21 protein-coding genes, 1 tRNA gene and 1 other RNA gene are annotated in these 24,808 nt (G+C 23.1%); 10 read left to right on the top strand and 13 right to left on the bottom strand.

Features of this window, described 5'->3' with window-relative positions; translation table 11 throughout:
• Window positions 1-23: 23 nt before the first annotated feature.
• A tRNA-Arg gene (locus RJT62_RS02025) sits at window positions 24-100 on the top strand.
• Window positions 101-106: 6 nt separating this feature from the next.
• Here the strand turns inward: RJT62_RS02025 and adk are convergent.
• The 5 genes from adk to dnaX form a co-directional block, all read right to left on the bottom strand.
• Window positions 107-766, bottom strand: coding sequence for an adenylate kinase (gene adk / locus RJT62_RS02020; RefSeq protein ID WP_343153484.1), 660 nt, complete (start codon window positions 764-766; stop codon window positions 107-109).
• A gap of 94 nt (window positions 767-860) precedes the next feature.
• Window positions 861-2,744: a molecular chaperone HtpG gene (gene htpG, locus RJT62_RS02015; RefSeq protein ID WP_428994286.1), complete on the bottom strand. Its 1,884-nt coding sequence runs from the start codon at window positions 2,742-2,744 to the stop codon at window positions 861-863.
• 106 nt (window positions 2,745-2,850) lie between these two features.
• Complete coding sequence (locus tag RJT62_RS02010; RefSeq protein WP_343153482.1) at window positions 2,851-3,180, bottom strand: YbaB/EbfC family nucleoid-associated protein; 330 nt, start codon at window positions 3,178-3,180, stop codon at window positions 2,851-2,853.
• A gap of 50 nt (window positions 3,181-3,230) precedes the next feature.
• The gene (locus RJT62_RS02005) at window positions 3,231-3,422 is read right to left on the bottom strand and encodes a hypothetical protein (protein ID WP_343153480.1); all 192 of its coding nucleotides are present in this window, start codon (window positions 3,420-3,422) and stop codon (window positions 3,231-3,233) included.
• Window positions 3,423-3,562: 140 nt separating this feature from the next.
• Window positions 3,563-4,825: a DNA polymerase III subunit gamma/tau gene (gene dnaX, locus RJT62_RS02000; RefSeq protein ID WP_343153478.1), complete on the bottom strand. Its 1,263-nt coding sequence runs from the start codon at window positions 4,823-4,825 to the stop codon at window positions 3,563-3,565.
• A gap of 140 nt (window positions 4,826-4,965) precedes the next feature.
• Between dnaX and ffs the strand changes: the two genes are divergently transcribed.
• An RNA gene (ffs, locus tag RJT62_RS01995) (signal recognition particle sRNA small type) lies at window positions 4,966-5,062 on the top strand.
• 10 nt (window positions 5,063-5,072) lie between these two features.
• Here ffs and RJT62_RS01990 read toward each other — a convergent pair.
• Both RJT62_RS01990 and RJT62_RS01985 read right to left on the bottom strand, forming a co-directional pair.
• Window positions 5,073-6,809 carry a SmdB family multidrug efflux ABC transporter permease/ATP-binding protein gene (locus RJT62_RS01990; protein ID WP_343153970.1) on the bottom strand — a complete coding sequence of 579 codons (1,737 nt, stop codon included), beginning with the start codon at window positions 6,807-6,809 and terminating at the stop codon, window positions 5,073-5,075.
• Between the two features lie 12 nt (window positions 6,810-6,821).
• On the bottom strand, window positions 6,822-8,573 hold the full coding sequence (locus RJT62_RS01985; RefSeq protein WP_343153476.1) for a SmdA family multidrug ABC transporter permease/ATP-binding protein: 1,752 nt from the start codon (window positions 8,571-8,573) through the stop codon (window positions 6,822-6,824).
• A 238-nt stretch (window positions 8,574-8,811) separates the two neighbouring features.
• Between RJT62_RS01985 and queC the strand changes: the two genes are divergently transcribed.
• On the top strand, window positions 8,812-9,504 hold the full coding sequence (gene queC / locus RJT62_RS01980; protein ID WP_343153474.1) for a 7-cyano-7-deazaguanine synthase QueC: 693 nt from the start codon (window positions 8,812-8,814) through the stop codon (window positions 9,502-9,504).
• Between the two features lie 262 nt (window positions 9,505-9,766).
• Here queC and lon read toward each other — a convergent pair whose 3' ends face one another.
• The 4 genes from lon to tig all read right to left on the bottom strand — a co-directional run bounded on the left by lon (window position 9,767) and on the right by tig (window position 15,571).
• Window positions 9,767-12,103, bottom strand: a complete 2,337-nt coding sequence (gene lon, locus RJT62_RS01975; protein WP_343153472.1) for an endopeptidase La — start codon at window positions 12,101-12,103, stop codon at window positions 9,767-9,769.
• Window positions 12,104-12,277: 174 nt separating this feature from the next.
• Window positions 12,278-13,531, bottom strand: coding sequence for an ATP-dependent Clp protease ATP-binding subunit ClpX (gene clpX / locus RJT62_RS01970; protein WP_343153470.1), 1,254 nt, complete (start codon window positions 13,529-13,531; stop codon window positions 12,278-12,280).
• 80 nt (window positions 13,532-13,611) lie between these two features.
• Window positions 13,612-14,235 (bottom strand): ATP-dependent Clp endopeptidase proteolytic subunit ClpP, encoded by a 624-nt coding sequence (clpP, locus tag RJT62_RS01965; protein WP_343153468.1) that lies wholly within the window; start codon window positions 14,233-14,235, stop codon window positions 13,612-13,614.
• Between the two features lie 64 nt (window positions 14,236-14,299).
• Entirely contained in the window at window positions 14,300-15,571 is a 1,272-nt protein-coding gene (tig, locus tag RJT62_RS01960; protein ID WP_343153466.1) for a trigger factor, read from the bottom strand.
• 646 nt (window positions 15,572-16,217) lie between these two features.
• On the opposite strand from tig, the gene cyoA reads away from it, so the two are divergent.
• The 5 genes from cyoA to cyoE all read left to right on the top strand — a co-directional run bounded on the left by cyoA (window position 16,218) and on the right by cyoE (window position 20,893).
• Window positions 16,218-17,105, top strand: a complete 888-nt coding sequence (cyoA, locus tag RJT62_RS01955) for a ubiquinol oxidase subunit II (protein WP_343153464.1) — start codon at window positions 16,218-16,220, stop codon at window positions 17,103-17,105.
• Window positions 17,106-17,131: 26 nt separating this feature from the next.
• Window positions 17,132-19,084 carry a cytochrome o ubiquinol oxidase subunit I gene (cyoB, locus tag RJT62_RS01950; protein ID WP_343153462.1) on the top strand — a complete coding sequence of 651 codons (1,953 nt, stop codon included), beginning with the start codon at window positions 17,132-17,134 and terminating at the stop codon, window positions 19,082-19,084.
• A gap of 2 nt (window positions 19,085-19,086) precedes the next feature.
• Window positions 19,087-19,695: a cytochrome c oxidase subunit 3 gene (locus RJT62_RS01945; RefSeq protein WP_343153460.1), complete on the top strand. Its 609-nt coding sequence runs from the start codon at window positions 19,087-19,089 to the stop codon at window positions 19,693-19,695.
• Between the two features lie 107 nt (window positions 19,696-19,802).
• Window positions 19,803-20,024 carry a hypothetical protein gene (locus RJT62_RS01940; protein ID WP_343153969.1) on the top strand — a complete coding sequence of 74 codons (222 nt, stop codon included), beginning with the start codon at window positions 19,803-19,805 and terminating at the stop codon, window positions 20,022-20,024.
• Window positions 20,025-20,026: 2 nt separating this feature from the next.
• On the top strand, window positions 20,027-20,893 hold the full coding sequence (gene cyoE, locus RJT62_RS01935) for a heme o synthase (RefSeq protein WP_343153458.1): 867 nt from the start codon (window positions 20,027-20,029) through the stop codon (window positions 20,891-20,893).
• 12 nt (window positions 20,894-20,905) lie between these two features.
• On the opposite strand, the gene RJT62_RS01930 is transcribed toward cyoE, so the two are convergent.
• Window positions 20,906-21,226: a TusE/DsrC/DsvC family sulfur relay protein gene (locus tag RJT62_RS01930; RefSeq protein WP_343153456.1), complete on the bottom strand. Its 321-nt coding sequence runs from the start codon at window positions 21,224-21,226 to the stop codon at window positions 20,906-20,908.
• A gap of 187 nt (window positions 21,227-21,413) precedes the next feature.
• Between RJT62_RS01930 and RJT62_RS01925 the strand changes: the two genes are divergently transcribed.
• The gene (locus tag RJT62_RS01925; RefSeq protein ID WP_343153453.1) at window positions 21,414-22,595 is read left to right on the top strand and encodes an MFS transporter; all 1,182 of its coding nucleotides are present in this window, start codon (window positions 21,414-21,416) and stop codon (window positions 22,593-22,595) included.
• Here the strand turns inward: RJT62_RS01925 and thiI are convergent.
• Window positions 22,592-22,810, bottom strand: a complete 219-nt coding sequence (gene thiI, locus RJT62_RS01920) for a thiazole biosynthesis protein (RefSeq protein ID WP_343153968.1) — start codon at window positions 22,808-22,810, stop codon at window positions 22,592-22,594. The two genes, RJT62_RS01925 and thiI, sit on opposite strands and share 4 nt — an antisense overlap.
• Before the next feature lie 207 nt (window positions 22,811-23,017).
• On the opposite strand from thiI, the gene dxs reads away from it, so the two are divergent.
• Window positions 23,018-24,802, top strand: a complete 1,785-nt coding sequence (gene dxs, locus RJT62_RS01915) for a 1-deoxy-D-xylulose-5-phosphate synthase (protein ID WP_343153451.1) — start codon at window positions 23,018-23,020, stop codon at window positions 24,800-24,802.
• The last annotated feature ends 6 nt before the right edge of the window (window positions 24,803-24,808 follow it).

Raw genomic sequence — 24,808 nt, 5'->3', positions numbered from 1 at the left:
GATATAAAAATAAAAAGTTTAAAGCGCTTTTAGCTCAGTTGGATAGAGCAGCAGCCTTCTAAGCTGTAGGTCACAGGTTCAAATCCTGTAAAGCGCACCATATCTTTTAATTTTTTTTATTTTCAAAAAATAATTTGTCCAATAAATTATTTATTTCCTTGGAATTTTTACACCCGTCTATTTCATAATAGTTTAAATTTTTTAGTTTTTTTTCTTTAATATAGAACTTAATTAAAGGAACTGTTTTTTTTCTGTATTCTAATAATCTATATTTTAAAGATATAACATTATCATCTTTTCTACGAATAAGAGGTTCTCCTGTTACATCATCTATTCCTTTTTTCTTGGGAGGATTAAATTGAGTATGATATATTCTTCCAGACGATATATGAATCATTCTTCCAACAATTCTTTGTATTAATATATTTTTTGGAACGATAAAGTTTAAAACTATATTTATTTTTATATTTTTATTTTTTAAATATATTGCTTGACATAAGGTTCTTGGAAATCCATCCAATAAAAAACCATTTTTACAATCTTTTTTTTTAATTCTAGATTTTATTAATAAAAATAAAATATCATCTGAAATTAATTTTCCTTTCGAGATTGAACTTTTAATAATTTTTCCTAAGTTTGTTTTTTTATCAATTTCTTTTCTGAGCATATCTCCAGTGGAGATATGCGGAATATGATATTTAACACTAATATATTTGGCTTGAGTTCCCTTTCCTGTTCCAGGAGCTCCTAATAAAATTATTTTCATTTTAAAATAGTATCATCATAAATTTTAATGTAGAAAAAATCCTTTTTTACTTTTTTGATAAAGATTATTAATTTTTCTCAAGATAAATATTTTTTTATGTAGAAAAAATATTTTGAGTTAATAATTTATTTATTCGAAATATGAAATTTGCTGGGTCTTCTAAAGATCCTGTTTCAACTAATAGTGCTTCTTCAAATAACAAATGTATCCATTCTTTCAATATTTTTTCTTCAGTAATGTTATTAATATGTTTAATTAAAACATGATTAGGATTAATTTCAAATATATATTTTATAGGAGATGGGTTTTGACCTGCTGCAGAAAATAATTTTGCCATTTGTGTACTCATGTCAGATGAATCAGTTACTAAAATAGCAGGGGTATCAGTAAGTTTATTAGTAAATTTTACATCTTTTATTTTATCACTTAAAGATTCTTTTATCTTTTTTAATAATTCATTTTTTTCAAGTATTTTTTGATTACTATTGTCTTCTTGTATTAGTTTGTTTAATGATTCGTCAGTTTTATTAATTGATTGAAATTTTTTTTCTTTAAATTCAGTTAAATGATTCATCATCCATTCATCAATTTTATCTGATAATAAAAGAACATCTATGTTATTTTTTTTAAAAAATTCTAAATGAGGACTATTTTTAGCAGATAAATAATTGTCTGCAGTAAGAAAATAGATTTTTTCTTGTTCTTTTTTTGTATTTTTAATATAATTTTCTAATGAAACTGTTTGTTCGGATTTGTTATTAGAAATGGACGTAAATCTTAAAAGATTTGCTATAGTTTCCTTATTTTGAAAATCTTCAGCAATACCTTCTTTTAAAACTAATCCAAATTCGTTCCAAAATTTTTGATATTTTTCTGGGTTATTGATCAATAATTGATTAAGAAGAGACAAAATTCTTTTCGTTAAAGTTTTTCTTAATCCACTAACAATTTTGTTTTCCTGTAAAATTTCTCGAGAAACATTTAATGGCATATCATAAGAATCTATAATTCCTCGAACAAATCTAAGATAATTTGGTAAAAATTGTTGAACATCATCCATTATATAAACTTTTTTGACATATAATTTTAAACCATATTTATTTTCTCTATTCCACATATCCCAAGGTGCTTTAGAAGGGATGTAAAGCAAGTTAGTATATTCTAGTGTTCCTTCTACTGTATTGTGCGTCCATGTTAAGGGATTATTAGTATCATTGGTTATGTATTTATAAAAATTTTGATATTCTTCTTTTTTAATTTCTGATTTTTTTAAACTCCATATTGCTTTTGCTCTATTAATTTGTTTTAAACAATATATTTTTTCTTTTTCATTAAATGAATTTATTTTTACCGGAATGTCGATATGATCAGAATATTTTTTTACAATATTATTAATTTTCCATTCTTCAAGAAAAATTTTTTCTGAATCGTTTAAAAATAAAATTATTTCTGTTCCAGTTTCTTTTTTAATGATATTTTGAATAGTATATTTTCCCTTTCCATCAGATTCCCATAAAACCCCTTCTTTTTCCGAACAATTTATCGATTTAGTTCGAACTATTACTTTTTTAGAAACAATAAAAGAGGAATAAAATCCTACTCCAAATTGACCGATTAGGTTACTTTTTTCTTCTGTTTTATTTTTTAATTCATTTATGAATTTTTTAGTTCCAGATTTTGCAATAGTTCCTAAATTTTCAATTACTTCATTTTTATTCATACCTATTCCATTATCCGAAATAATAAGAGTATTTTTTTCTTTATTTACAGATATGCAAATTTGAAAATCAATATTACTTTTATTTGTTTCAGGATGAGATAAAAAGTGAAATCGTAATTTGTCAATGGCATCTGATGCGTTTGATATTATTTCTCTTATAAAAATTTCTTTGTTAGAATAAAGAGAATGAATCATCAAATGAAGTAGTTGTTTAGCTTCTGATTGAAATGAATGAATTTCTTTCTTCATTTTTTCCATATTTTTTCCTTTCTATAATAAAAAATTAAACGAACGTTTGAATAATTATTGTAAAAAATAAATTATTTAACTAAGTCAATTCATTGAGTTTATAAAAATGTATATGTCAAAATGGCAAAGAAAATCCAGAAGGTAGAGACATATTATTAGACATATCAGACATTTTTTGTTTTTGAATTTCAGAAATTCTTCTTGAAGCATCATTAAAAGCAGCTACAATGAGATCTTCCAACATTTCTTTATCGTCAAGTAATAAACTCCGGTCTATTTCAATTTTTTTACAATTGTGAGCACCATTAATAGTAATTTTGATTAATCCTGCACCTGACTCTCCGGTAACTTCTACATTGGCCATTTCTGATTGTACTTTATTCATTTTTTCTTGCATTTGTTGAGCTTGTTTCATTAGGTTATTTAAACCATTTTTATTAAACATTTTTTTCTCGTTTTTTTAGTAAAATAATGTAAAATTTGACGTAATGAAAACTATTTATTAAAAATAGAGACATCTATTTTTTCAAAATTTGTTTGAAATATTTTTTGCATTTTTTTAATTTCTTTATCGTTTATATTTATTTCTTTTTTTTTCTTTTTAGAATTGATGAATTCTTTTTTTTTTATTTCTTTTGGTATATTATCTTCATTTTTTATAATATCTAAATTACTTATTTTTTTCAATTTTGTTTTATTATTATTAGTGTTTTTTTTTACAAAAATTTTATTTTTTTCGTTATTTTTTTTTATTTTTTTTTTATTATTCGTTAAAAGGTAATTATTCTTAATTATAACTTTTTTATTAATTTTTTTCTTTATATCGATTATTTTTTTTTTTTTTTAATAAGTTCTTTAGTTAAAATATTATCAATATCTATTTTTTCTTCTAATTTCAATTTTTTTTTAGGTATTAATTCAACGAAGTTTATCTGTTTTTTATTTATATCATTTTTTTTAAAGATGTTTTTTTGTTTTTTTTTGAATAAATCAATATATTTTTTTTGATCTATGGATAATAATCTTAAAAAAATCATTTCTACACCCATTTTTTCTGTAGGAGAATATTGAAGCTCTTTTCTTCCAGTCAATATTATTTTATAAAATAGTTGTATTATTTTAGTATCTATATTTTTTGATATTAGTAATATATTTTTTTTGTATTTTCCTATGTTTTCTTTTTTAGAAAAAGTAGGAGATAACTGATTCATGGCAATATAGTGTAATACTTTTAATACAGAAATTAATAATTCATCCCATTTGATTATTTTTCTTTCGAGCTGATTTAAAATTAATATAAAATTATCAATATTTCTTGTTAATATGGATTCAGTTAAAAAGAAAGAATAGTAATCATTTAGCCCTCCTATCATTTTTAATACATTTTCTGTTTTTACTTTTTTAAAATCAATAGAAATTGTTTGTTCTATTAAATTAAGGGCATCTCTGAGACTTCCATCTGATGCTATAGATAATAATTCTGTTGCTCTAGATTCAAATTCAATATTTTCTTTTTTTAAAATGTATTCAATATAATTTTTGATATTTAAAAAAGATATTTTTTGTAAATTTAATTTAAAGCATCTTGAAAGAATAGTATTTGGAATTTTTCTTATATTAGTTGTAGCTAAGATAAATTTTATATGTTCTGGAGGTTCCTCTAAAATTTTAAGTAAAGCATTAAAACTATGTTTAGAAAGCATATGGACTTCATCAATTAAATATATTTTAAAACGGCTTTGATTTGGAGAGTATTGAGAACCTTCAAGTAATTCGCGCATGTCTTCAACTTTTGTTTTAGAAGCAGCATCTATTTCTAATAAATCCAAAGAGCAACCTTTTTCTATGTTTTTACAGCTTTGACAAATTCTACAAGGATTAGCTGTTATTCCAGATAAACAGTTTAAGCATTTAGCTAATAATCGAGCTAAACTTGTTTTTCCTACTCCTCTAGTTCCAGAAAAAATCCAAGAGTGATGAATTCTATTTAGAGATAAACTATTATGTAAGGCAGCAACGACGACTTTTTGACCTACAACTTGTTTTAATAATTGAGGTCGATATTTTCTAGCAAAAATTTGATAATTCATTATTAATATAGTTTATTTGTGAAATTAATGAAAATATTATTACATATAATAAAGTAATTTACTTTTTATATTTTAAGTTAATAAAAAATCATTTTTTTCTTGAACTTTTTTTAAAAAATAGTATCATTTATTAAATACTTCATTAGCATTATTGTGATGTTAATTTAAATAATCGGTCAGATTTGGAAAAAAGCAGCCAATTTAAATGATACAGGCACATTAATGATGTTAATGAAGTTTTTAAAATTTATAGGGATTGAAATTTTTGCATTCTCCAATATTTTCCCTTCATTTCTAATAATGCTTTATGAGATCCTTCTTCAATTATAGTTCCATTTTGTAAAACAATAATATAATCTGCGTTAACAACCGTAGATAATCGATGAGCAATTATTATTAATGTAGTTTTCCTTTTAATAGATAATAAAGTTTTTTGTATAGATTTTTCTGTTTCTGAATCTATACTAGCAGTTGCTTCATCAAGAATTAATATTTTAGGTTTTCTAACTAATACTCTAGCTAAAGCTATTAATTGTTTTTGACCTACAGATAAATTATTACCTTGTTCTCCTAGTAAAGAATGAATTCCATTAGGAAAAGAATTTACTAATGAAGATAAATGCACCATATCTAATATTTTCCAAAGTTTATATTCAGAAATTTTTTTTCCTAAAGTTATATTTTCAAAAAAAGTATCAGCTAGAATAACAGGTTCTTGTTGAACCATCAAAATCCCTTTTTTTATTGAATTGTAACTAAGATGATTAATATCATTTCCATCTATTAGAATTTTTCCTGTTTTTATTGGATAATAACCCATTAATAAATTAGCTAAAGTACTTTTTCCGCTCCCAGTATGACCAACAAATGCAACAAATTTTTTTTTAGAAATTTTTAAATTAATATTTTTTAAAACATGCACTTTATTGCTTTCGTATTTGAAGTTTAAATTTTCTATTTTAATCTTCCCTTTTTTTATTGGAAGATTTTTTTCCCCGAATTGTTCTTTTGGAGAATCTATCAGTTCAAAAATTCTTTCTCCTGCAACAATAGCTTGTTGTAGAATAGATTGTTGACTACTTATGGTAATTAAAGGTTCGCTTAATCGTCCTAAATAACTCATGAAAGCATATAATGTTCCTACTTCAAAAATTTCATTAGGCATAAAACTAATTAATAATATTAAACTGCATAAAATAAAAGAAGAAATTAAACTTAATAGCGGTCTTAATAAAAACCCGTCTAATTTTAGAATTTTCATTCTTTCAAGATAATGGGAATAACTAACTTTTTTTATTAAAAATCTGAATTTTTTTTCTTGATTAAATTGTTGGATGACATTCATTCCATTAATATATTCGTTAAATTTATTATTTAAATTAGCTACATAATATCTAACTTTTCTTAAAATAGGAGTACTATAATGTTGATAAGTTATCATTATTAGAATTACTAATGGAAAAATAATAATAGATATTATTGCCATATGCCATTCTAAACTAAACATGGCTATTATAGTTATAATTATAAGTACCATACTTCTCATAGTGGTTGCTATGACCGTATCATACAGTTCTTTTATTAATTCAGTGTCGTTTGTAATTTTAGAAATTATTTGTCCTATTGGTTGAGTATCAAAAACGCTAATTGGTTGAAATAGAGCAGCTTGCATAACATCACAGCGTAGTTTTTGTACTATTTTTAGAGCAGTTTTGTTGAATACAATACTTTGAAGATAGTACAGATAAGCAGAGATTATTTGTAATATAATAAATGTGAGTATAAAAAAACAAATTTTTTTAATTGATCCTAAATGTAGCGAAATAATATTGTTAATAAAGTAACTAATTAATATTGGACCTATTACCTCTGTAATAGATGCGAATAATAATAAAAATAATGCGATGATAAAAAATTTTTTCCAAATCATCCCATATGACAATAAACGTTTTAATACGGACCAAAATGAGATTAGGTTAATCATCATAACATTTTCCTAATATTTTTTATCTAATTCTTCTAATGATCTTTGATCATAGTAAGTTTCATTGTACCATTTGTTATTTTTTATTAATTCAATATGAGTTCCTTTTTGAATAATAGAACCTTTGTTCATGACTATTATTTCATCAGAATCAGAAACAATAGATAATTTATGACTGCTAATTATCATGGTTTTATTCTTCTTTTTCCAGACATTTAAATTACTTAAAATTTTTTTAGAAGTATATCCATCAATTGCAGATAAAGAGTCATCTAAAATTAATATTTCTCGATTTGTTAACAAAGCTCTAGCAATAGCAATTCTTTGTTTTTGTCCTCCGGAAAGCATTATTCCTTTTTCTCCTACTTGAGTTTCATAGCCTTGAGGTAATCGTATAATGTCTTTATGTATGCAAGCAATTGAAGAAACATATTCTATGTTTTTAAAATTTGCATTAGGTGTTCCCAATGAAATATTATTTTTGATAGTGTCTGAAAACAAAAATGTAGTTTGATTAACAACAGATAATCTAGCTCTCCATTCATTTAAATTTATTTCAGATAAAGAAACACCATTAAAGAAAATGTCTCCTCTTAAATTAGTAAAATTATATTGAATTAAATTTAGTAAGGTACTTTTTCCACATCCTGTTGGTCCACATAAACCTAATTTTTTCCCTGGTTCAACAAAAAAAGAAATATTTTTAATTGATGATTTAGTGTTATGAGGATAAAAGTAATTTTTAATTTTAACATTTAAAATACCAGGAGTTAGAGGTAATCGTTTTTTCTTACTGTTTTCTGTTTTATTATTAAATTTAATAATTTTTTCTATTCTTTCCCAAGCAGCACTACCTCTTTCTACTATATTAAACATCCATGCTAAAGCTAGCATAGGCCAAACCATTAGACCAAGGTACATAATAAAAGTTGTTAGTTCACCTAATGTAATTTTATTTTGCCAAGCTAACCATCCTCCTTCAATGATAGCTAATAAATTTGAGGCAGCAATTGTTAAATGTATTGTAGGATCAAATAAAGCATCAATTTTAGCTACTTCCATATTTTTTTCCCCAGCATCTTTTGCAATTAAATTAAATTTTTTTGATTGATTCTTTTCTAATCCAAAAGATTTTAGCATTCTAATACTGGTTAGACTTTCTTGAGTTTGATTATTTAATAAAGAAAAAGAAGTTTGTGCTTTATAAAATGACTTATGTAATTTTTCACCGTATTTCTTGATAATTATAGCCATAATAGGCATAGGTAAAAGAGATATTATAGTTAGTAGCCAACTAATTTGTGAAATCATGACAATAATTACCAAACAACCCATTACTAATGAATCAACTAATGTGAGAATTCCTTCTCCTGAAGCAAAAACAATTCGATCAACATCATTTGTAGCTCTTGCAATTAGATCTCCAGTTCTATATTTTAGAAAAAAATCTTGATTTTGTTTGCTAAAATAAGAAAACAATTTTTCTCTTAACTCTATAGCTAATTTATATGCAGCGCCAAACAGCAACACTCTCCACATATATCTAAGTATATATATAATAACAGCTGCTATTAAAATTATACTAACCCAGTAAAAAATTGTTTTATTTTCTATTTTTTTTTGGATAATTAAATCCACTAACATCCCAACTAATTTGGGAGGTAATAATTGTAAAAATGCTATGATAATAAGAAGAAAAATTGCTCCTAAATATCTTTTCCATTCTCTGATAAAATACCAACTTAATTGTTTAAAAAAAATCACAAAGAATTCCTAAAATTTAAGAATAAATATTAAAGATTTGGTTATTATTAGTTATGTTTATTCATATATTGTATATGAAAATTTTTTTAAATGTTTTTATCTTAAACCAAATATGTTTTATTGAACTTTCTATTTTATCATATAATATATCTTCTATATGCAAATAATTTTTCTAATTTTTTAAAATAAAGAGTCACATATTTTTTTAATAAAAAATTAAGAATTTGTATTCAAAAAAATGAAAAAAAAAAAATCATTGGTAATTTTTAGTGGAGGACAAGATTCCACTACTTGTTTAATTTATGCAAAAAATAAATATGAAAAAGTTTATGCAATAACATTTAATTACGGACAACGACATGGACAAGAAATAAATGTAGCTGTTAATTTGACTAAAATTATAGGTATTAAAAAACATAAAATAATAGATATTTCCAATTTAAATAAGTTGTTTTTAAGTAGTTTAACTAATAAAAACATTTTTTTTGAAGAAAAAAAATCTTTAAATACCAATAAGACTTTTGTTCCTGGAAGAAATATTTTATTTTTAGTATTATCTTCTATATATGCGTATAATAATAATATTCAAGATATAATTATAGGTGTGAATCAGGTAGATTTTTCTGGATATCCAGATTGTAGAAGTAACTTTATTAAAAGTATGAACAAAACTATAAAATTGGGAATGAATTCTTCATTTTCGTTAAAAATGCCATTAATAAATTTAAATAAAAGTGAAATTTGGGCTTTGTCAGATTTCTATAATCAATCTTCATTAATTTTTTCCAGTACTTTAACTTGTTATAATGGAATTATAGGGAAAGGATGTTTTCAATGTAAAGCTTGTAAGATTAGAAATCTTGGTTACAAAAATTGGAAATTAAATAAAAATTTATTTATGAAATCATTAAAGTTAAAGATTAAGTTATAAGAATTTTAAATGATATTAAAAAATAAATTTTTATTTAAAATTTGATTACAACTAAATGTTTTTTTTAATTTATTGAAGGTAACAGTTTTGTAGAAAAGTTATAAATATTTCTTGATATTTTTTAGATAAAAAAAATATTTATTTTTTAGATTTTTTATTTTTTCGTACATATAATATTTTTAAATAAATAAAAAAATTGGCTGGCACAAAATTTAAATTTTGCCGGCCAATTTTTCAAAAAAAAAATTTAATAAAAAAATTTTTAATAAATGTTAGGATTATTTTCCAAAGCTAAACTTAAAACTTCTCCAATTTTTTTAACCGGATATATAGTTAAACCTGATAATATATTTTTAGGAATTTCTTCTAAATCTCGTTTATTTTCATATGGAATTAGCACTTTTTTAATCCCCCCTCGATGAGCCGCTAATAATTTTTCTTTTAATCCTCCTATGATTAAAACATGGCCATGTAGGGTAATTTCTCCTGTCATGGCAAAATTCGATTTAACAGGATTATTAGTAAGACTAGATACAATGGCTGTACACATTGCTATACCAGCACTAGGACCATCTTTTGGTGTAGCCCCTTCAGGAACATGAACATGTATGTCATGTTTTTCATAAAAATTTTGATCAATGCCCAATCTTTTGGAGTTTGAACGAACTACTGTAAGAGCAGCTTGAATAGATTCTTGCATTACTTCACCTAAAGAACCAGTGTAAAGTAATTTACCTTTTCCATGCATACATTCTGTTTCTATAGTTAACAAATCTCCTCCTACTTCAGTCCAAGCTAATCCTACTACTCGACCAATATAATTTCTTTTATTAGCCTTTCCATATATAAATTTTTTTACGCCTAAATATTCTTTTAAATTTTTTTTAGTTATTGAAATAGACGTTGTTTTCTTGTTAAGAAGTAATGATTTTACGGATTTTCTACATATTTTAGATAGTTCTCTTTCTAAATTTCTAACGCCTGCTTCTCTAGTATAATATCTAATTATATCTATGATTACACTATCGGTTATCGTCAATTCTTTTAAATTTAACCCGTTTCTTTGAATTTGTTTTAGTTTTAAATGAGATTTTGCAATGTTTAATTTTTCATCTTCTGTATATCCAGGAATACGTATAACTTCCATTCGATCTAATAAAGGAGAAGGGATATTCATTGAATTTGATGTAGCTACAAACATAACGTCAGATAAATCATAATCTACTTCTAAATAATGATCATTAAAAGATGTATTTTGTTCTGGATCAAGCACTTCTAATAATGCGGAAACAGGATCTACTCGCATATCGAAAGACATCTTATCTATTTCATCTAATAAAAATAAAGGATTTTTAACTCCTATTTTTGCCATTTTTTGGATTAATTTTCCTGGCATAGAACCAATGTAGGTTCTTCTATGTCCTCGGATTTCTGCTTCGTCTCTAATTCCTCCTAAAGCCATTCTTACATATTTTCTTCCAGTTGCTTTGGCAATAGATTTTCCTAATGAAGTTTTTCCTACTCCAGGAGGACCTATTAAACATAAAATAGGACCTTTCATTTTTGACATTCTACATTGAACAGCTAAATACTCTAGAATTCTTTCTTTTACTTCTTTTAATCCAAAGTGATCTAAATTTAAGTTTTTTTCAGCTGTTTTTATGTTTTTTTTAACTTTACTTTTTAAGTGCCAAGGTACTTGAATCATCCAGTCAATATAACTTCGTACTACTGTAGCTTCTGCGGACATAGATGACATCATTTTTAGTTTTTGAAGTTCTGCAAGAGTCTTTTTTTTTGCTTCTTTAGGCATTTTTGCAGCAATGATTTTCTTTTTTAAGTATTTGTTTTCATCAGGAAAATTTTCAATTTCACCTAACTCTTTTTGAATAGCTTTAATTTGTTCATTTAAATAATATTCCCTTTGACTTTTTTCCATTTGTTTTTTTATTCTATTTCTAATATTTTTTTCTATTTTAAATAATTCCATTTCTGATTCCATTAAAGTCATCAAATATTCTAATCGAGTACTTATTTTTTTCATTTCTAATATCGATTGTTTATCTGCAAGTTTTAATGGTATATAAGCTGATATAATGTCAGCAAGTTTAGCTGCTTCTTTTATATTACCGATTGAATTTAATATTTCAGGAGGAATTTTTTTGTTTAGTTTAATATAAGAATCAAATTGATTCAGAGTTGATTTGACCAAAACTTTTTCTTCTTTTTTATCAATTTTTTTATCTTTTATCCATTGAATTACAGAAATAAAATATTCATTTTTTTTATTAAAAGAAATTATTTGAGCTCTCTGTAATCCTTCAACTAAGACTTTGACTGTTCCGTCAGGTAATTTGAGCATTTGTAAAATTGAAGCAACTGTACCTACTGAAAATAAATCAACAGATTTAGGTTCCTCCATAGAAGCTTTTTTTTGAGCTACTAAAAAAATTTTTTTATCATTATTCATAGACATTTCAATGCATTTAATTGATTTTTTTCGACCTATAAATAATGGTATTACCATGTACGGATAAACTACGACGTCACGCAATGGTAATACAGGAATTTCAATGCGTTCAGAACGCTCAATATTCATAGAGCTCTCTCTTAGTTTAATTTCCGATAAGTATTAAAAAGTGTAATTTTAAATATACATAGAAGTAAAAAGGTATAATTAAGTATATATAGATGTAAAGTAATTTTTCAATAAAAAGCATTTAAGTTTACCTGAATTTATTAAATAAAATGATTTAATAACGAATAAAAATTATTATTTTTTGTTTTTATAAATTATTTCAGGATTACATTTTTTTTTAACTACATTCCGATTTATTAATACTTTATCTACATGTTTTATCGAGGGCAAAATATACATTGTTTCTAATAAGATCATTTCTAAAATAGATCTTAAACCTCTAGCACCTGTTTTTCTTTTTATTCCTTGTTTTGCTATTTCTTTTAGTGCTTCTTTTTCAAATTTTAATTTAACATTTTCTAATTCAAATAAAGCTTTATATTGTTTTATTAAAGCGTTTTTAGGTTCTTTTAGAACTTTAATTAATAATTCTTCATTTAATTCATCTAGACTTGTTAGGATAGGTAATCGACCTATGAATTCTGGAATCAATCCAAATTTTATTAAATCTTCAGGTTGAATTTTTTTTAAAATATTAGAATTTGTGAAACTTTTTTGAGTTTCTTCAACAATAGCATTAAAACCTATTCCTTTCCCAGTTTGAATTCTTTTAGAAATTATTTTTTCCAATCCTGCAAAAGTTCCTCCGCAAATAAATAAAATTTTAGAAGTATCTACTTGAATATATTCTTCTTGAGGATGTTTTCTTCCTCCTTTAGGAGGAATTGAAGCTATAGTTCCTTCTATAATTTTTAGTAAAGCTTGTTGTACCCCTTCTCCTGAAACGTCTCTAGTTATAGATGGATTATCTGATTTTCTAGATATTTTATCAATTTCATCTATATAAATTATTCCAAATTGAGCTTCTTGTACATTAAAATTACTATTTTGTAAAAGTTTTTGAACAATGTTTTCAACATCTTCTCCTACATATCCAGCTTCTGTTAAAGTAGTAGCATCTGTTATAGCAAAAGGAACATTAAGTATCTTTGCTAAAGTTTCAGCTAATAAAGTTTTTCCACTCCCTGTAGGACCAATTAACAAAATGTTGCTTTTTCCAAATTCAATATCTTTTCTCTTAATTGTATTAATCTTAAGTTTGTAATGATTATATACGGCTACTGATAGTATTTTTTTAGCTTCTTCTTGTCCAATGATATGTTGATCTAATAGAAATTTAATTTTTTTTGGGGTTAATAATTCATTTTTAAAAAAATTAAAACTATATTTTTTTTCTTCATTTATGAAAAATTTATAAAATAATTTTGTGCATTTAAAACAAATAAATACTGTAGGTCCAGCTATTATTTTTTTTGTTTCTTTTTGATTTTCCCCGCAAAAAGAACAATTTATTTTTTTGGTAGATTCAATGTTATTGTTATCTTTCATTAATTATATTCCTATGATTCAATTCATTTTTTTTTATAAAAAAGAAATAATTTAAGTTTATTTAATATTAACCAAAATTTTTATCGATGATTTAAAATTGAATCTATTAATCCGTAATTTAATGCTTCCTTAGCAGAAAGAAAACAATCTCGTTCAGTATCTTTTTCTATTCTTTTAATCGATTTTCCAGTTTGGATAGAAAAAATTTGATTTAATTTCTTTTTTATTTTAATAATTTCATTAGCATGAATTTCAATGTCAGAGGCTTGTCCTTTGTAACCACCCAATGGTTGGTGTATCATTATTCTAGAATTAGGTAGGGAAAATCTCTTTCCTTTTGTACCTGAAGATAATAAGAATGCACCCATGGAACAAGCTTGTCCTATACAGATGGTATTAATGTTTGGTTTAATAAATTGCATGGTATCGTAAATGGATATTCCTGAAGAAATTATACCGCCAGGGGAATTAATATATAAAAAGATATCTTTGTTTGGATTTTCTGATTCTAAAAATAAGAGTTGGGCAATAACAGAATTAGCCAAATAATCTTCTATTATTCCTGTAACAAAAATAATTCTTTCTTTCAGTAATTTAGAATAGATATCATAAGATCTCTCTCCTTTGTTTGTCTGTTCTATCACTGTAGGTAAAAAATTTATTTTTTTGCTTTTTTTAGATAATAAAAAACTATCATAGAACATAAGTACTTCCTGAAGTTAGTTAATTAGTATATGTTTGATATATAAAAAAATATATTTTTTATATTTATATATTTAAAGCACAATAAATTGCTTTCTTAAAAGAACATTTTTTCTCTATTGTTTTTGCTTGTTTAATTAAAAAGTCAATTGCTTTATTTTCTAATAAGATATTTTTTATTTTCTTTTTTTTCATTGCTATATCTTTTTTTGAAAAATTTTTATATTTTTTCATTATTTTTTCATTGTATATTTTTAATTTTTTATCGTTAATTTTGATTTTATTATTTTCAATAATTTTATTTAATAGTAATTTACTTTTTATTCTATTTTTGGATTGCAATACGATGTTATTGTAAGGTAAAGGTATTAAAAAATTTTTTTTATTTTTTTCAAAAAAATAATCATTGTAAATTTTTAAAGATTTCAGTTCTTGTTCAATCCAAATAGAAGGTAATTTTATAGGGTTTTTTAAAATTAAATTGTTAATAATTTGTTTCTTTAGATAAATAAAATTTATGTTTTTTATTTCTAACTCCATCTGCTGGTTAATTTTTTTTAAAAAGTTTTCTTTAGAATCGTTCCAGTTTATAGATTTTAACTTAATTTTATCTATTTTTTGTTTCTTTTTTCCTTTTATAGATAATATTTTTATAGCTATTTGTATTTTTTTTCCTTGAATTTTTTCTTCAGGGTAATTTTCATCTATCTTAATAAACACAGAAAATTTTTCATTTTTGCTTGAAGTAAATATTTTTTTTTCTATTTTTTTTAAAATTTCATTTTTTCCTACAAAAAAACGATAAACAGAACAATCTAAATTTATTTTTTTGTTTTCTAAAAAAACATCATATTTAATTGTAATTTCATCTCCAATATTTATATTTTTTTCTTTTTCAATCCAGTTATTGTTATCAATGAAATTATCAATGAAAAATTGAGTATCATTTTTATCGAAATTAACAATTATCTTTTTTATATTATCAAATTTAGTTTTTTTTATTTTTATTGTTGGATATTTTTCAGTATCTACAAAATAGATAAAATCTTTTCCGGTTATATATTGAGAAGGATAATATTTTGGTTCTTTAATAGGTACTATTTTGTTTTCTAAAATAAAGTGTAGGAATTTTTCTTTCATTTTTTTGAATAAAACTTTTTCTTCTACTATATTTTTGTATTTTTTTTTAACTAGTTTTAGAGGTATTCTACCTTTTCGAAAACCATTTATTTTAACCGTTTTGCTAAAAGCTAATAGTTCTTTTTCTATAGCCATTTCAATATCATTATATGGAATTATTATTTTTATATAATTTTTTGAATTCTTGTTGATTTTCATAGTATTTTACTATCCTTATAAATAATAATTTATGTTATTTATTTTTATAAAAAATACGAAAGATATTTTTTTAATTTAGTGATAGAAAAGAAATTTTGTTTTTAAAAGCATAGTTGTTAAGATATTATGTACTGAAAGTAAAAAATGTTTAAAATGCATATATTAACTACCATACTTTGATATAATAATTTTTATCATACGTACAAATATACATCTATTTTTTATAAAATGAAGTTTAATTCTTTTATTATTTTAGTTTTTTGTATGTTAAAAATATAAAATATGAACAATTAATATATAAAATTTTTACAAAAAAAATAAAAGATTTTACTGTGTGGTTTTTTAAAATATCTTTTAAATAGGAATTTGTTCAAAATTATTATATTATTTAAAATTTTATAAAACAAGAATATTGTTTCTATCTTCTTTTAAGAAAGAAATAAATTCTAAATTATAGTTTATATAAAAATATTTTTTATTGTTTTATAAAAAAATTGGAAACTATTTTTTATAATTAAGAGTTTAATATTTAAATATTTTATGTGAATGAATTAAGTATAATGATAGAATTTAAAAAATATATTTTTTACATAAAAAATATATTTTATTATTAATAATAAAAATCATTATTTTTAAGGTTTTTAAAATGAAATCTTCAATTAAAAAAAGTATTATTATAATAATGTTAGTAATAATGATGTTATTTCTTAATTTTTGTCATGCTTCTTTATTAGAACCTAAAGGAGAAATAGCAGAAAATCAAAAAAAAATAATGTTATTTTCTTTAGGAATGATGTTGATCGTAGTTATCCCTGTTATTTTCATGACTTTATGGTTTGTTATTAAGTACAAAAAATCGAATGTTAATTCTAAATATACTCCAAATTGGAATTATTCCAGAAATATAGAATTATTAGTATGGATAATACCAGTATTAATTATTTTTTGTTTATCAATAATAGCATATAAAACAACGCATAAATTAGAACCTAGTAGACTTTTAATTTCTAAAAATAAGCCAATAAAAATAGATGTTATTGCTTTAGATTGGAGATGGTTGTTTATTTATCCAAAATACGATATAGCAACTATTAATGAAATATCTTTTCCAAAAAATGTTCCAATTCAATTTAGAATAACTTCTAATTCAGTAATGAATTCTTTTTTCATTCCTTCTCTTGGAAGTCAAATTTATGCAATGCCTTGTATGTCTACTACTTTAAATTTAATGGGAAACAATTCAGGAAAATATAATGGTATTTCATCTAATTATAGTGGAAAAAATTTTTCTAATATGAAATTTACGGTTTTGGTACAAGAAGATAACTTTTCTTTTATTTCATGGATAAAAGAAATAAAAAGTAAAGGAATATCTTTAAATAATAATAAAAATATTAAAAAAATTTTTAAACCGAGTGAAAGTTATAAAATAAAGTATTTTTCTGGAATAAATCAGAATATTTTCAAAGAGTCAATTCAAAATTGTTATTTGAAACCTAACAATTATATTAATAATAGTTACAAGAAAGATTAATTTTATTTATTTTAAGAGATAAAAAAATGTTTGGAAAATTAACTTTATCTGACATACCGTATGACGAACCAATTATTCGATTTACTTGTTTATCAGTCGCATTAATAAGCTTATTTGTATTTTTTTTAATTACTTATTTTAAAAAATGGACAATTTTATGGAAGGAATGGTGCTGTACAGTAGATCATAAAAAAATAGCAGTAATGTATATAGTTTTATCGTTTGTAATGTTATTTAGAGGGTTTGCTGATGCTCTTATGATGAGATTACAGCAATTGTTAGCTTCTTCAGGAAAACAAGGGTTTTTGCCTTCCTATCATTATGATCAAATATTTACTGCACATGGCGTTATTATGATTTTTTTTGTCGCTATGCCTTTAGTTATAGGATTAATGAATTTAGTTGTTCCTTTACAAATTGGTGCTCGAGACGTAGCTTTTCCAAAACTTAATAACATAAGTTTTTGGTTAACTTTTTCTGGAGCTATGTTATTGAATATTTCTTTAGGAATTGGCGAATTTGCTCGAACAGGATGGTTAGCATATCCTCCTTTATCAGAAGTTCAATATACTCCTGGAGTTGGAGTTGATTATTGGATTTGGAGTTTACAAATTGCTGGGATAGGTACAACATTAACTGGTATCAATTTTTTAGTAACAATTTTAAAAATGAGAACAGTTGGTATGGATATGTTTAAAATGCCTATTTTTACATGGACATCTCTTTGTACTAATATATTAATTATTTTTGCTTTTCCAGTATTAACAACAGTTCTATTTTTATTAGCATTAGATAGATATTTAGGATTTCATTTTTTTACAAATACTTTTGGTGGAAATCCGATGATGTATATTAATTTAATTTGGATTTGGGGACATCCGGAAGTATATATTTTAATTCTTCCAGCATTTGGTATTTTTTCAGAAGTTGTTCCAACCTTTTCCAAAAAAACGTTATTTGGATATACTTCATTAGTTTGGGCAACTATAGCTATTACAATTTTATCTTTTATTGTTTGGTTACACCATTTTTTTACTATGGGATCTGGTGCAAATATAAATAGTTTTTTTGGCATTGCAACTATGATCATAGCAATTCCGACAGGAGTTAAAATTTTTAATTGGTTATTTACTATGTATCAAGGTAGAATTCAATTGCATTCTTCTATGTTATGGGCTATTGGATTCTTAATTACCTTTTCTATAGGAGGTATGAGCGGGGTATTGTTATCTATACCTAGTATTAATTTTGTTTTGCATAATAGTTTATTTTTAGTAGCTCACTTTCATAATGTAATTATTGGTGGAGTGGTATTTGGTTGTTTTTCAGGTATTACTTATTGGTTTCCTAAATTATTTGGATTTACTTTAGATGAATATTGGGGTAAAAAAGCATTTTATTTTTGGATTTCTGGATTTTTTTTAGCTTTTATGCCTTTATATTATTTAGGAATAATAGGTATGACTAGACGTTTAAGTCAAAATATAGAACATGAATTTCATCCTTTTTTGTTAATTTCTACTTTAGGTACATTTTTGATCGCTATTGGTATTATTTGTCAAATAGTACAGTTAATAAAATCGATTATTTTAAGAAAAAAATATGCTGATTTAACTGGTGATCCTTGGGATGGAAGAACTTTGGAATGGTCTATATCATCCCCTCCTCCTGCATATAATTTTTTAACTTTTCCTGAAGTTAAAGAAAGAGATGATTTTTGGAGAATTAAAAAAAATAGTTGTTTTGAAAATATTAATATGTTGCATCAAAAAAATATTGTTCTTCCTAGTAATACTAATCTAGGAGTAATAATTTCTTTTTTCTCTATTTTATTAGGATTTTCTTTAGTATGGCATATTTGGTGGTTGGGATTATTATCATTTTTAATTATTATTTCAATATGGATTAATGATAGTTATAAAAAAAATTATAAAACTATAATTAATATAAAAAAAAATGATATAAAATTAGGTTTATAAAAATGTTAATTAATAACTTTAATAAAAAAATAAATATATCTAAAAAACAAGATGTTAATGAAAAAGTAGTGTTTGGATTTTGGTTATATTTAATTAGTGATTGTATTTTATTTGCAACAATTTTTTCAGTATATGCAGTAATGACAAATAGTGTTTCTTATTCTTGGATTGAAAAAAGTTTTTTTAATACAGAGACTGTTGCTTGGGAAACTTTTTTTTTATTGTGCAGTTCTATCACTTATGGAATAGCTAATATTTTAGTTAATTATAATAAAAAAAAATATTTGTTTTTTTTCTTAGTAATTACTTTTTTGCTTGGATTTTCTTTCATCACTTTAGAATTTTTTGAATTATATTCATTAGTTTTAAAAGGTTATACTCCAAAAAATAGTGCATTTTTATCTTCTTTTTTCGTTTTAGTAGGAACTCATGGAATACATATTTTTTCTGGTTTAATTTGGATGTTAATATTAATAATTAATATTAAAAAAATGGGTTTAATTAAAAAAACTATAACTCAAGTTAAGTGTTTAGGTTTTTTTTGGCATTTTCTTGATGTAATATGGATTTGTATATTTACTTTTGTTTATTTATTGGGAAAATTAGTATGAAAGAATCAAATTCTGATAAAAAAAAAAAGTTTTTTAAAGAAATATATATTTATGGAATAGGATTTTTTCTATCTATAATTTTAACTATTTTTTCTTTTTTTATAACAATATTTAATATTTTTTCTAAATTTAGCACTTTTTTTTTGATTTCCATCTTTGCAATTTTTCAAATTTTAGTACATTTTAGATATTTTTTTAAATTAGAGTTTTCTAAGAAGAATCCATGGTATTTAATATCTATTATTTTTTCTTTATTGATTATTTTTATTATTTTATTCGGATCAATTTGGATTATGTTAAATTTAAATCATCATTTAATGGATAATTAAAAATGAATTTTTTAATTTTTAAGAAATGTTTAGAACTTATTAAACCGAGGATTATATTTGGTAATTTGATAGTTGTAGCAGGAGGTTTTTTTTTAGCTTCTAGGGGAAATATTAATGTTTTTTTATTATTTAATGTTTTGATTGGTACTTTTTTAATCATAGCTTCTGGATGTGTGTTTAATAATATTATTGATAGAAATATCGATCAAAAAATGAAAAGAACAAACAATAGAGTATTGGCAAAAAAAAAAATATCTATTAAGTTCGCTTTTTTTTATGGAACATTTTTATTATTAATTGGATTGCTATATTTATTTTTTTTTGCGAACATATTAGTATTATTTCTTAATGTCGTAGGATTTTTAATATACGTTGTTTTATATAGTCAAATTGCAAAACCAAATTCTATTTATTCAACCATTATTGGTGGTTTTTCTGGTTCTTTACCTCCAATAATTGGATACTCTATTATCGAAAAAAAAATAAATTTATGCTCTTTAATTTTATTTTTAATTTTTTTATTTTGGCAAGTTGCCCATTTTTATTCAATTTCAATTTTTAGGGTTGATGAATATCGGTTAGCAGGCGTACCTATTTTTTCTGTAATTAAAGGAATTCGAAAAACGCAATATAATATATTAATGTCTATTATTATTTTTATTTTTTTTTCTGTTCTTTTATATTTTATAAATATTACTAATTTTTTTTATTTTCTTGGCATTATTATAATTAGTGGAATATGGTTATTTTTTGGATTCATGACTATTAATTATATTAATGCTTTTTTATGGTCAAAAATTATGTTCATATTTTCTATTTTTGTAATATTTTTTTTTAGTTTACTAATATCTGTATTTTATGTAAGTTAAAATTATTAAATATTATAGACAATTATTAGATTTAGGGATTCCAGCTATTTTACTAGCTTGTTTAGCAGGTCCCTTAGGAAACAAAATAAATAAATATTGACTGTCAATATTTATTTTTTTCTTTTTATTTATGGTTTTTATTAACATCCTGATTGAGGGTGTTATTTTATATTTTAAATAAAATTTTCTTATAAAAAAAATAATTTCCCAATGTTTTTTTGTTATTTTAATAGATTCTTTAGTAGCAATATTAATTGCTATTTCTTTATTCCAATTTTTGTAATTTAATAGGTATCCTTCATAATTAAATATATTTTCTAAATTTTTTTTCATATTTTTAAAAATAGTTTTTAAATAAAGTATTTTATATATATATAAAAGAAATGTGCTTTTAGTCAAGATTTATATTATCAATATATAACAATTCATATAAAATTATTAATTTTTTTATATAAAAAAATTTCTAATAAATGATGTTTTTAACATCCAATTTTTTTAAAATTATAAAAAATGTAAACAAATGAACATTCAAGAAATTAAGATTACTGTTTTTGTATGTATATTATTTTTTTTAAGAATATTTTCACTATCTATTTTGACAACTTCTTTTGGTTTACAGGGATTAAAGTATGAAGATAGTAATATTTTTTTAATTGGTTTAGCAATAGGTAGCTACGGAGTAACTCAATCTATTTTTCAAATAATATTCGGATTATTATCAGATAAATTTGGAAGAACAATAATATTAATAGTAGGGTTATTTTTGTTTTCTTTAGGAAATGTTTTTTTAGTGTTAACAGATTCAATTTGGGATGTAATTATTGGAAGATCTTTACAAGGATCAGGAGCTATTTCTTCTATTTTAATAACTTTACTTTCTGATATAGTTCAAACTAAAAACTTTTCAAAATCTATGATGTTTGTTGGATTTACTGTTATTTTTTCTTTTTTTATTGCTTTTATTTTTTCTCCTATAATATTTTTATACATAAATATAAATTTATTATTTTTGATAATACTTTTTATTACTATATTATATATTATAGTAATTTTATTTTTTTTAAAAAAATTTAAAAAATCTGATGTTTTAAAAAAGAGAATGAAAATTAAAAAAAAAAGTTTTTTTTCTATTTTGTTTAATTTTAAATTAGTTTTTTTAAATTTAGGGACCTTTTTTCTTTATTTTACTTTGACATCAATTTTTTTAGAATTACCTAAAAAAATGAAAATTTTAAATTTTATTCCTTTTTTTCAGTTTGAAACTTATATTATAATAGTAGTTTTTTCTATGTTTTTATGTGGTTTTTTAATCAATTTTTTTAAAAGAAATAGTTTTTTAGTTGAAATTTTTATTTTGCTTATTATTTTTTTAATAATCTCAAATGTTATTTTTTTTAATTTCATTAAAAATAAAAAACTAATTTTAGTAGCTATTCAACTTTTTTTCATTTCATTTATAACTTTTTCTTCTTGTTTACCATCATTAATTAATCAAGAATCAAATAATAGTTACAAAGGAACTATTTTATCAATTTATTATACTTTTCAATCGTTAGGATCATCATTAGGAGGAATCATAACTGCTTGGTTTCAATTGAATTATTTTATTTCTCCCTTTTTAATCAATGTTTATATAAATGTTTTCTGGTTATTTTTTTCTTTTTATTTTTTTAAAAAATATAAGTATAATAAAAAGTATTAATGCAGTAATTTTACATTTTTAAATCCTTTTTCTTCTAAGTAAATTTTTTGTAATTTACTCATAATTCCTTTTTTGCAGTAAAGTAACCAAGTTATTTTTTGATTTAAATTTTTAAAATTTTTATCTAATTTATAAAATGGTATCCAGTATATTTTCATATTAGATATGTTTATAGGTTCTTCTACGTGCTCTGAATATGAACGTATATCTAAGATAGCAGTATCAATGGGACAATAATTTTTTTTTTATTTTCTTAATCAACATAAAGATATAATGAAATTATTAGTAATTATATCTAATTATTATAACAAAACTATGAGAGACAAGTAAAGATTAATAGTTCGTATATTAATATTTTAATACACTAACTAATTAGATATATTATTAAATAAAATTAAATTATTTTAAAATAGAGTATTAATATGAATTATTTTGTAAAAAATTATCCAACTTTATTTTCAGTAAATTCTGTTCAAAAACTGAGATTATTGTCGATTAAAAAGTTGCCAATATTATGCACTGAATTACGATCTTATTTAATAAATAATATTAATGAAATAGGAGGACATTTTTCATCTAACTTAGGAACAATCGAACTCACTATAGCAATTCATTATATGTATAATACTCCTTTTGACAATTTATTATGGGATGTAGGACATCAATCTTATTCTCATAAAATTTTAACCGGACGATTTAAAGATATATTTACTATTGGAAAAAAAAATGGGTTACATCCATTTCCATCTTGTAAAGAAAGTAAATATGATAGCTTTGGAACAGGACATTCTTCGACAACTATTAGTGCTGGTTTAGGAATGGCAGTAGCTGCTCATAAGGAAAAGAAAAATAGAAAAACAATATCTATTATTGGAGATGCAGCTATAGCAGGAGGTATGTCTTTAGAAGCTATTAATCATGCTGCAAGTGTTTCTTCTGACTTTTTAATCATTCTAAATGATAATAATATGTCTATAAGTAACAGCATAGGTATGCTAAAAAATTTTTTTTCAATATTAACTAATAAAAATAAAAGTTGTTTATTTAAAAAAAAAGATTTTTATAAAATTATTTGTAAATGTGGAATCAAATATTATGGTCCTCATAATGGACATAACATCATTTCTTTAGTTAATTTCTTAAAAAAATTGAAACTTGTTAAAGGGATTAAATTACTTCATATCACAACGAAAAAAGGAAATGGATATTTTCCAGCTGAGAGAAATCCGACAAAATGGCATTTTGTTCATTTAAATAATAAAAGAAATAAAACTTTTTCTTTTTTAATTAAAAAAAAAATTACTTATTCAAAAATATTTGGAAACTGGTTATGTAAAATTGCAAAAAAAGATAAAAAAGTTTTAGTTATTACTCCTGCAATGTCGGTAGGTTCAGGAATCGAAAAATTTTCAAAGTTGTTTCCTAAACAATATTTTGATGTAGGAATTGCAGAACAACATGCTGTAACTTTTGCAGCTGGTTTAGCTTCTAAAAAATACAAACCGATAGTAGCTATTTATTCTACTTTTTTACAAAGAGCATATGATCAAATTATTCATGATGTTTCAATACAAAATTTACCAATTTTGTTTGTAATAGATAGAGCAGGAATTGTAGGACACGATGGAAAGACACATCAAGGAATGTTTGATTTAACTTATTTAAGATGTATTCCTAACTTTATTGTTATGGCCCCTAGTAATGGAAATGAATTTATAAAAATGCTAAATACGGGATATTTGCATTTTAATAAACCAATTGCAATAAGATATCCGAAAAAAGAATTTAAAAACGATATTATTTATTCATCAGAAACTATAAAAATTGGTAAAGCATTAATTAAAAGAATTGGAAAAAAAGCTGCTATTTTAAATTTTGGTTCTTTATTTTCATCTGTTGAAAAGGTAAGTAAAAGATTAAATTTTACTTTAGTAGATATGAGATTTATAAAGCCTTTAGATATTAGTTTAATTTTGTTATTAGCTAAAAATTATAATTTTTTAATAACCGTAGAAGAAGGAATTGTATCAGGAGGAGCAGGAAGTAGTGTAAATGAATTGCTAATGTTAAATAAAATAAATGTTTCTGTTTTGAACATAGGTTTACCTGATAAGTTTGTATCTCACGGTAGTCAAAACGAAATTAAAAAAAAAATAAAGTTAGATTCAAAAGGAATTCAAGAAAGAATAGAAACTTGGTTAAATTAAGTTTTA

The organism is Buchnera aphidicola (Mindarus keteleerifoliae) (assembly GCF_039392895.1).
Taxonomy (GTDB): domain Bacteria; phylum Pseudomonadota; class Gammaproteobacteria; order Enterobacterales; family Enterobacteriaceae; genus Buchnera_A; species Buchnera_A aphidicola_A.
The sequence above is the reverse complement of the archived record's forward strand: the minus strand, read 5'-3'. Positions and strand labels throughout refer to the sequence as shown.